The organism is uncultured Nostoc sp., from assembly GCF_964245575.1.
Lineage (GTDB): Bacteria > Cyanobacteriota > Cyanobacteriia > Cyanobacteriales > Nostocaceae > Nostoc.
Genome location: NZ_CAXTNP010000023.1, coordinates 33,015 through 42,218 on the forward strand (window position 1 = coordinate 33,015; position 9,204 = coordinate 42,218).

Genomic DNA, 9,204 nt, shown 5'->3' on the forward strand with positions numbered 1-9,204 from the left:
TCCGAACTAAAAGCGACTGATGTGACTCTATTACTATGTCCCTGAAAAGTTTTGAGGCATTTACCAGTAATAGCGTCCCATAGTTTAACCTTTTGGTCATTACTGCCACTGGCAATAATAAGACCATTTGAACTGAAGGTGACCGACCAAATTCCATTACAATAACCTTGCAATATCTTGAGGCATTTACCAGTGTTGATATCCCAAAGCATTACTGTTTGATCTTCACTGCCACTTGCTAGTTTCGTTCCTCCTGGACTAAAAGCAACTGACGGTATTCTGCTACTATGTCCCTGTAAGGTTGTACAGCAACGACCCGTATTAATATCCCACAGTTTCACCGTTTGGTCATCACTGCTACTTGCTATCGTCTTACCATCAGAACTGAAGACTACTGAATTCACGCAGTCAGTATGACCTTGCAAAATCTGAACAAATTGCTCTGTAAGGAGATCCCATAGCCTCACCGTTTTATCATGACAACCAATAGCCAGAGTTTTACCATCAGGGCTGAAGGCGACTGACCGACTTCCACTATTATCAATCTGCACGGTATTGAGGCATTGCCCAACATTGGTATCCCATAACTTCACAGTTTTGTCATCACTGCCACTGGCAAGCGTGGTACCTTGAGGACTGAAGGCGACTGATGTAACGCGATTACTATGTCCCTGCAAAGTTTTGAAGCATTGCCCGGTGCTGGTATCCCACAGTTTTACTGTTTGGTCTTCACTACTACTGGCAAATATAGTACCTTGTGGACTGAAGGCGACTGACCAAATTCCACCATTATGCTCATTTAAAGTGGTTAGGCATTGCCCAGTGCGAGTATCCCACAGCTTAACTGTTTGATCATCACTTCCACTAGCAAGAATATGACCATCAGGGCTAAAGGTAACTGGCCAGATAAAACCTGTGTGCCCTTTGCAGGTAAGCAGTTGTTTCCCATCCGCAACTTGGTACAAGCAAATTTCATTATTAGTATCCCCCGTAGCCAAAAGTTTTCCATCAGGGCTGAATGCTACAGAATGAATACCGCCGAGGGTTTCGGCAAAAACAGACTTGGCCAAATTGGCATGAGCAAAATTTACATTGTGCAAATTCACACTTCGCAAGTCTGCTTGCCAAACAGTCAGGTAAGAAAAATCATAGCCACTCAGATCAGTTTCTAAATCAGAAAGCAGATTAAGAATGTTGCCAGCTGTATACCCTGGTTCTAGAGGAGATTCTTCTCGCAGTCTTGTAAGAATTTGAATTAACTGATTTTGAATGTTTCTTTTACTTCTTAAAACATTAAGCAACTCATCTATAACCGGTTTGATGATAAGACGAACTTGAGTATCTTTAACATAGTCTTTACCCGTCGCCTTCATCAAAGCATGACATCTGAATAAATCAATATTTTGAGTGACAATCTCTTCACAGACGCGTTCTGTCAAGCTATTAGTCACATACTCCATAACCACAGGCTGGAGCGTAAAAAGTGATCCAGTTTTTTCAATGAGCGTAGGCGTAGCCTTCTCGATTAGCGATCGCCTGCCTAAAGATTCTACAGCCTCTAATAATTTTGCTTGTGGTACTGGTGATACAATATCTTCTCGCAATTCTGAGAGTGTAATCGACTCCCGATTAATAGCTAGCCAGTACATTATGTCTTTTTCTAAATCTGACAAGCGTTCAAATTGCTGCTCTAAAACATCACGAATGTCGCCAAAAACAGATGTGTCTTGTTGTAAAAATTCAGTGACATTACCATCAAAAATATCTTGAATGGTCGTGGCAACTATCTTTAAAGCTAATGGATTGCCTGCATAACGTTCAATCATTACTTTCCATTCATCCTCTGCTGCCGATAGCCCTTTGAGTTTTAAGATATCTTGCCCTTCTGCCACCTTTAAGCCACTCAGTGGTAATGAACGAACAGCTAGTGCTTGTCCTTCTAATAATGCCACTTCTTTGGGTTTTTCCCGACTAGTCAGCACTAAACAGCTTTCGTGAGTTGCTTCTCCCACGCGTCTTAAAAGCTCACCATATTCCTCATATCCTTCTCGATAAATTCCGGCGCGGCTACCACTGCGGAGAATTGACTCTGCATTATCAAGTATCACCAAACAGCGATGATTTTGTAAATAATAGAGTAGCCGCGATCCCCTCTCGCTAAAGCTTTCTGGTAAGTTTGCTTCCGTTTCCTGCTCGTCAGATAAAAATTGGATTAAGTTACCTAGAATAATTTTAGCAGGTGGAGCTTCTCGTAGCGATCGCCAGATCACATATTCAAAGTTGTCCTGAATCTGTTGAGCAAGCTTTACAGACAGTGCCGTTTTCCCAATACCTCCTATTCCTAATAGTGCCACCAATCGGCAGTGCTCATCAAGAATCCATTGCTCTAGCGTAGTAAGTTCTTCTATACGTCCATAAAAAACTGAGTTAAAGATAGCTTCTCCCCAATCTAAACGATTATTTGAACTTAAATAGTCACTTTTATCTATTTTTAAATTAAAAGCCGAAAAAAGCTTCTCAATAGTCTGTTTGTCAACTCCTCCTTCCCGATTCAATACTTTCGAGATGGTAGCGGAATATAACCCAGAGCGTGCGCTCATTTCTTCAAGAGTATATCTGTTTCCAAAATTTTCCTTTGCTTCTGACTGATGCTTTGCTTCCTTAATTTTTTGTAACCCCTTGTTAGTAAGTGCAATGCCACGCTTGCGTCTCCAATTCTGTAAAGTCATGTATTAACTCACTGTTAGTGTAATCACCTTTGATTAAAAGGAATTATCTACTAGGTTGCTATAGATATGGGGTGATAGCCATAACAAACGAATAATCTTATGTTGCAAAGGATTCAAAACAGGTATATTACCAAAATATTCCCTGAGAAAAACCACTTTTGGCAATCTACTTGTCTCGGCAATTCAACACCGCTTGCTCAACAGACAATCTGGTCTGTGGGGCATTGCTGACATCATCTCTTCAGCCGAAAGCTTCTTGCACTTGGGTAATGGCAGATTCATTACGTGTGGGGTTAATTATTTAATACCTCGAATTTTCAGTAATAGACTTGGGATGTAAAACTTAAGTTCAATCTCAAAATCCTGATTTTCACTGGTAAAGACGTTTCTGAATTGGCAAGCTTGATAAGGAAAGTTTGTATATATCTAGCCTATCAATCAATGAATAAAACTGCTGCACTTAAATTTCCTCGTTTGGCAACCTCCAGTAAAAAAAGGGCGCTTAAGCGAATTACCTTAAACTTGACATCAGATGAAGCTCAGAACCTTGAAAAGTATTGTGAACAAACAGGCAGACCAGCAATAGATGTAATTCGGGAACTCATTCAAGCCTTGCCTTGACCTGACTTTTCATGCCAAGTCTGAAAAGCCCCAGTCTAGAAGAGTCACGGCTAAAGTAGAAGGGGTTGCAGATTTGGGCAAAGGTTTTTAAATTTACTCTGACAAGAGTAATTCAAGAACGGTAATCATAGATTAGACCCTCACGACTGGATATTTATTATTTAAATACTGTTGTTTGTTGCGAAAATACTAAAAAATAAGGGTTAGAAATTATTTTCTGACGGAAGTTCCGACAGAATAAGGATACTGGACGAAGCTGAGAAACAGTCTCTTACTCATCATTTAGCAACTCAATAATAGTTATCATATCATCTTGTTTTTGGCGTGCTGCGCTCGTTTACGGCGGGCATAGCACGCCTTAACTCAATTTTTACATCCCTCGCAATCCTCACAAAAAATTACCACTCGTTAATTTAACACCTCCAATTCAACCAAATTATAATGCTTATATCTTGAGAATGAACCAAGGGGAAATGGTTCGCAAATCTACTTTTATTTTATCAGTGGCAAAGCTCGAATCAGTTCTCGAATCACATCCGTTGCTGGTCTACCTGTCTGTTCACAGTACTTTTCAAGGTTCTTGGCTTCATTTGATGCCAGGTTTATAGTGATTCGTTTGACGGCCCATTTTTTGTTCATGCTCAAACAAGATAAATCGTGTAATCATAGCTTCAAACCCTGATTTTACCTTCCCAACAGGAAAGTAACCTAAATTTAGGATATGCCGAGATACCTTTTAAAGAGGGCAGTTGTAAATAAATATTGCAGATATGCTTTACTGATTTACTAACTTGTCCAGAAATGATATACGAGCAATTAATATTTAGGACTCTAAAATCCAAATACGCTGTTGAAATTAGTAGGTTGAGATGAGGATGTGGGTAAATATTTATTCTTTGCGTCGCTCTCTACCCACGATTTGCTGATTGATAGCCTACTATTAGGGCATTTAGTTACTTCTAGATGCTCCAAATTTTGCCGCCTCTTAATTTAATTGTCAACCAGCTTTCCTCACCTTGATAACCCAGGTTACTTTGGCAGAATGCCTATTTATATCGTTCTGATTAGATTTTTAATTAAAGTTTAATTGCAATCAGTTTAGTATTCATAATACTGAAAAACGCCTTAACCTAAATTTGTACTAATTTTAACTCAACCTTTGCTTACACTGTATGCCTTAGTAAGAAGATTATGTAGTAACTATGTTAAAGTACAGTATTTCTATCGAGATTTAGATGTATTGCTACCATTAATCCAGAGTTAAAAGCCAAATTGGAGGTTATTACGAGTTGCTGTTTACTGCATTAAAGATTGTAGATTCATGAAACTGCAACTCACCCAATTACATATACTCTCTCGCCAAATTAACTGGAGTGTAGACCCATGAAATGCACAGATGATGCAAGCATCATAGAAAATCAGGTGTCTACGCCTACAGCATAAAATTTGCATATTTTCTGTGGAGTTTTCTTGACTTACTTGAGGAGTACAAATGCTTGAGGCTATCGCTGTTGCTTGGTTATTACTGTTTTTTGGCGATTTTTTATCTACATTCTTTTACCACGTACCCCAGCACGTTTTTGGTAGCCTACATCTAAAAACGCACCACTCTTGGAAGAAGGACTTCCGCCACTACGCTATTTTGACTTTTAATCCCCAGGTTCTTTTAGATGGTATCTTGGGAGCTTTGCCTTATGTACTTGTAGCAGTAGTCTGGTGGTCTTTTTCTCCCATCGGCGTTATCTCTGGATTACTGCTTGGTCAGTTTCATGTATGGTGGAGACACATAAGTGTACTAGGTTGGCAAACTTCAAAGCCTGTCAATATTTTATGCCAAATTCTATTTATTACTACTCCTGAGAGACACTGGTTGCACCATCACAAAACTAATTTGGGTTTCGGTGATATTTTCACGTTCTTTGAACAACCTGCACAAATGTGGTTACGCTGGCTTCGCCTACTCAGACTTCGTTTTCGCTACTCTCGAATCTAACTGAAGCTACTGCTTACCTAAATACTTTTTCAAATTACCAAAAAAGCTGCGATCGCAGCTTTTTTTGCTAACCTTTTTATGTTTTGCCACAAAAAGGATTATTCCAGTCTCACAAATGCGCTCACCTACATACTCAAAAAAGCTGAGTCCCAATTTACGAGTAGTAGCAACAAGAGACATGAATTGACCATAGATTTAAATCTATGCTTTTTTATAATTATAAAGAAAATCTTTAGAAATTTTCTAAAACTTATCAAAAAATAAGCGAGTTATACGGACGGAAGCACGCCTCTGTAAGGAGTTTAAAGGTATTTGTTACCACTCAACTTCGCTGTTATATCGCCGATCTTTTTGGGAAAAATAGTCTTAATTAGTAAATTATTATATTACTAGATTTTTATGACAATTCCTCTCTTTTTTGGAGATGCTAGGCGTAGCTTGCTTATCCGTTCGTGGAGCGTCCCGCAGGGAAGGGGTACAGATAAGCAAGCTAACGCAATCGAACAGAAATGCAAACCAAAAGGGGATTCTACCCCGGATGATTTGGCAGCCCTGAACAAGAGTTCAGTGGGAATCTTAAACCCAAGACCAGTTTGGTCGCAGCAGGAGTTAGGGGTCATTTCCCCCCGTTCCCTGCCCCCTTTTGCCTGCCTCTTCGTTAATAACCTGGTTGGCTTGAATGCGGTCGAGGTGTTTCATGTCCGCAGTTAGCCTCAGAAAGATGCTCAACAAAAAAGAGTTGCCATCTCTCCTTCATAACTTAATCTACCAGTTTAACATTGCGATTGATGTTGAACTAGTAGACGGCACGAAACTGATTAGCATTGGGGAGCAAACTGCGAAAAACCGATATCCAATCGAGGTGTCAGGAGAAATCATCGGTTGGGTTGTTGGAGAAGAACAGGCAACTCTACTTGCGACTTTGCTCTCGTTTCTAGCAAAGCAGGAAGCTGAGAAAAAAATACTCGCCAAAGAATTGCTGGAACGATACCAGGAAATTGATTTGTTTGACGATATCTCGACTCAACTCACAACAAGTTTGGATACTCGACAGATTGCCCAACTTGTGCTTCAAGAATTGAGTCAATTAATTGAATCATCTGCGGGGATGATTCTGCTTTTGAGTCCAGATGCAACTGCGTTTGAAATCATTGGTGAATTTGGAGTATTTTTTGACCACAGTCAGCCGGAACCGGGTAAGGGAATTATTGGTAACATTGTGCAATCTAACCGAGCAGAACTTGTCAATGATGTGCAAGCCGATTCTCGATTAGAAGGGCAAAAAAACGTTGCTGCAATGATTTGTGTACCGTTGCGAGCCAAAGAGCGGGTACTAGGAGCGATCGCTATTGGAACGGCCAAAACTGACTCATACAAGGCTGAACACCTGAAACTGGTGAGTATCTTTGCCTCTCAAACAGCGATCGCTATTGAAAAAGCTGTGCTTTACGAGCAAAGCACTCAAGCAGCCGTCCAGGCAAAAGCCCAGACACAGAAGCTTCAGCAAGCTCTTCATGAGCTGCAATTAGCCCAAACTCAGTTAATCCAAAGCGAAAAAATGTCCAGTCTCGGGCAACTCATTGCCGGAGTTGCCCACGAAATCAACAACCCGGTTAACTTTATTTGCGGCAATTTAAGGTATGTTGCCGAATATGCCCAAGACTTGTTGCACCTGTTAGAAAAGTATCAGAAATTCCTACCTGTTGCTCCTCCAGAACTGGAATCAGATTTAGACAATATAGACCTGGAATTTATCATGCAGGATTTGCCTAAACTGCTAGATTCGATGAAACTGGGCACAGGTCGCATCGTCGAAATTGTCCAATCCCTGAAAAACTTCTCCCGCCATGATGAAGCTGAAATGAAAGCCGTGAACATCCACGATGGCATTGATGGAACCTTAATGATTCTTCATCATCGCCTGAAAGCAGATGTTCATCGTCCGGCAATTGAAATCGTTAAAGACTATGCAAAACTTCCCCTGATTGAATGCTATCCCGGACAGTTGAATCAGGTGTTTATGAACATCCTGGCAAATGCCATTGATGCTTTGGAAGAAAGTATGGAAAATTGGGGAGTTAAAAATAATCCCCAATCCCCAACCCCCAATCCCCAAATCACAATTCGTACCATAGCCATTGACCACCAGTGGGTTGTAATTCGCATCGCTGACAACGGCCCAGGCATGAAGGAGGAGGTAATTCGCCGCATTTACGATCCCTTCTTCACCACGAAAGATGTTGGCAAGGGAACCGGGTTAGGCATGGCAATCAGCTACCAAATTGTTGTAGACAAACATGGGGGAATGCTCAAGTGTCGTTCTCAACCGGGTGAAGGAACAGAATTCTGGATTCAGATTCCAGTAAATTGTGCATTGACAGACGCTGTTAAAGAACAAAATAGCACCTCTGCCTTGACAACTCCCACAACACAATCATCTTCTACTCCCGATACCGACGGCTTCATTCCATCAACAGTTCCAATGCTCAAACCGACGGATTTGTTGATCTGCCACACTCAATTGATCCAGCGACTTTCACAGCACAGTCCAGAGGTGGAAGGTGCATCACCCGATCAAATTTACCAGATGTTCCAACGCCACCCAATTTCCTTAAAGCTTTACGCCACTTTGTTGTCTTGGTTCTGTTGTTCTAACCCTACCCAAATACGCCACTAAAGAAACCTCAACCATGTTTAACCAACTCGATGAATACAACAGTCAGCTATTTGAACAATGTCCTGTTGGGCTAATACTATGCCGAACAGATGGGACGCTAATTAACATCAACCCCGCCTATGCTGCCATTTTGGGGCGCACTGTTCCAGAAACCCTGAATCTCAACTACTGGCAAATTACTCCGGAAAATTATGCCGCCAAGCAAGCTCTGCTAGAGAACCTAGAACGGACTGGTCGCTACGGGCCTGAAGAGAAGGAGTTAATCCACAAAGACGGGCATCTGGTTCCGGTCAGAATTTCTGGACTGATGATTGAGAAAGATGGAGAACGCCTGATCTGGTCAAGTGTGGAAGATATTAGCGACTTCAGGCGTGCCCAGCAGGAACGTCAACACTCCGAAAAAATCTTGAAACGGAGCGAAGCACGATACCGCTCTCTGGTCAAAACTAATACGCAAATTATCTGGGTCAGCACACCAGAAGGAATTTGCTTTGAATTGACAGACTGGATCGCCTACACAGGTCAAAGTTTAGCTGAAGCGGAAAATGGGGGCTGGATTGATGCTGTACATCCCGATGATCGTGGCTATACCGGAGAAGCCTGGGGTGTTGCTGTAGCAAACGTGAGCATGTATCAAATTGAATACCGAATTTGTGGCAAGGATGGTAATTATCGCTACTTTTGGGTCTGGGGTGCCCCCGTCATCGAAGATGATGGTAGCGTTCAGGAGTGGATTGGCACTTGCACCGATATTCACGATCGCAAGCTGGCAGAAGCCGAAAATCAGCGTCTTAAAGAACGATATAGCTCCTTAGTAACTGCTAGTTCACAGATCGTCTGGGGAGCTACTCCAGAAGGACTGGGAATAAGCAGTGAAATGCTTACCTGGATGGCCTATACGGGGCAGAGCAAAGCTGAAGTTGAAGGTTGGGGCTGGATTGATCCAATTCACCCCGATGACCGTGCTAGATCCATAGAAGTTTGGAATGCTGCTGTGGCGAACCGGGGGATTTACCAAACCGAATATCGGGTGCGTGGCAAGGATGGTACATACCGCTACTTCTCTGTCTGTGGTGCCCCCGTCTTGGAAAAAGACGGCAGTATTCGGGAATGGATTGGCACCTGTACTGATATTCACGATCGCAAGCAGGCAGAAGCTGAAAATCAACGCTTATTAGATATGT

General features: G+C 41.8%; 7 protein-coding genes. 5 read left to right on the forward strand and 2 right to left on the reverse strand.

Features of this window, described 5'->3' with window-relative positions; genetic code table 11:
• The coding region (locus ACFFAP_RS06130; RefSeq protein ID WP_375510402.1) for an NB-ARC domain-containing protein at positions 1 to 2,729 on the reverse strand (2,729 nt) is incomplete at its 3' end.
• A gap of 158 nt (positions 2,730 to 2,887) precedes the next feature.
• On the opposite strand from ACFFAP_RS06130, the gene ACFFAP_RS06135 reads away from it, so the two are divergent.
• Positions 2,888 to 3,034, forward strand: a complete 147-nt coding sequence (locus ACFFAP_RS06135; protein WP_375510394.1) for a hypothetical protein — start codon at positions 2,888 to 2,890, stop codon at positions 3,032 to 3,034.
• Between the two features lie 136 nt (positions 3,035 to 3,170).
• Entirely contained in the window at positions 3,171 to 3,350 is a 180-nt protein-coding gene (locus ACFFAP_RS06140; protein ID WP_069073736.1) for a CopG family transcriptional regulator, read from the forward strand.
• A 492-nt stretch (positions 3,351 to 3,842) separates the two neighbouring features.
• Here the strand turns inward: ACFFAP_RS06140 and ACFFAP_RS06145 are convergent, their stop codons facing one another.
• Positions 3,843 to 3,989 carry a ribbon-helix-helix protein, CopG family gene (locus ACFFAP_RS06145; protein ID WP_229493684.1) on the reverse strand — a complete coding sequence of 49 codons (147 nt, stop codon included), beginning with the start codon at positions 3,987 to 3,989 and terminating at the stop codon, positions 3,843 to 3,845.
• An 853-nt stretch (positions 3,990 to 4,842) separates the two neighbouring features.
• Here ACFFAP_RS06145 and ACFFAP_RS06150 point away from each other — a divergent pair.
• The 3 genes from ACFFAP_RS06150 to ACFFAP_RS06160 form a co-directional block, all read left to right on the forward strand.
• A complete protein-coding gene (locus ACFFAP_RS06150) occupies positions 4,843 to 5,343 on the forward strand; it encodes a fatty acid hydroxylase (protein WP_375510395.1) in 501 nt (166 codons plus the stop codon).
• Between the two features lie 697 nt (positions 5,344 to 6,040).
• The gene (locus tag ACFFAP_RS06155) at positions 6,041 to 8,020 is read left to right on the forward strand and encodes an ATP-binding protein (RefSeq protein WP_375510396.1); all 1,980 of its coding nucleotides are present in this window, start codon (positions 6,041 to 6,043) and stop codon (positions 8,018 to 8,020) included.
• Between the two features lie 13 nt (positions 8,021 to 8,033).
• On the forward strand, positions 8,034 to 9,204 hold a 1,171-nt coding region (locus ACFFAP_RS06160; RefSeq protein ID WP_375510397.1), incomplete at its 3' end, for a PAS domain S-box protein.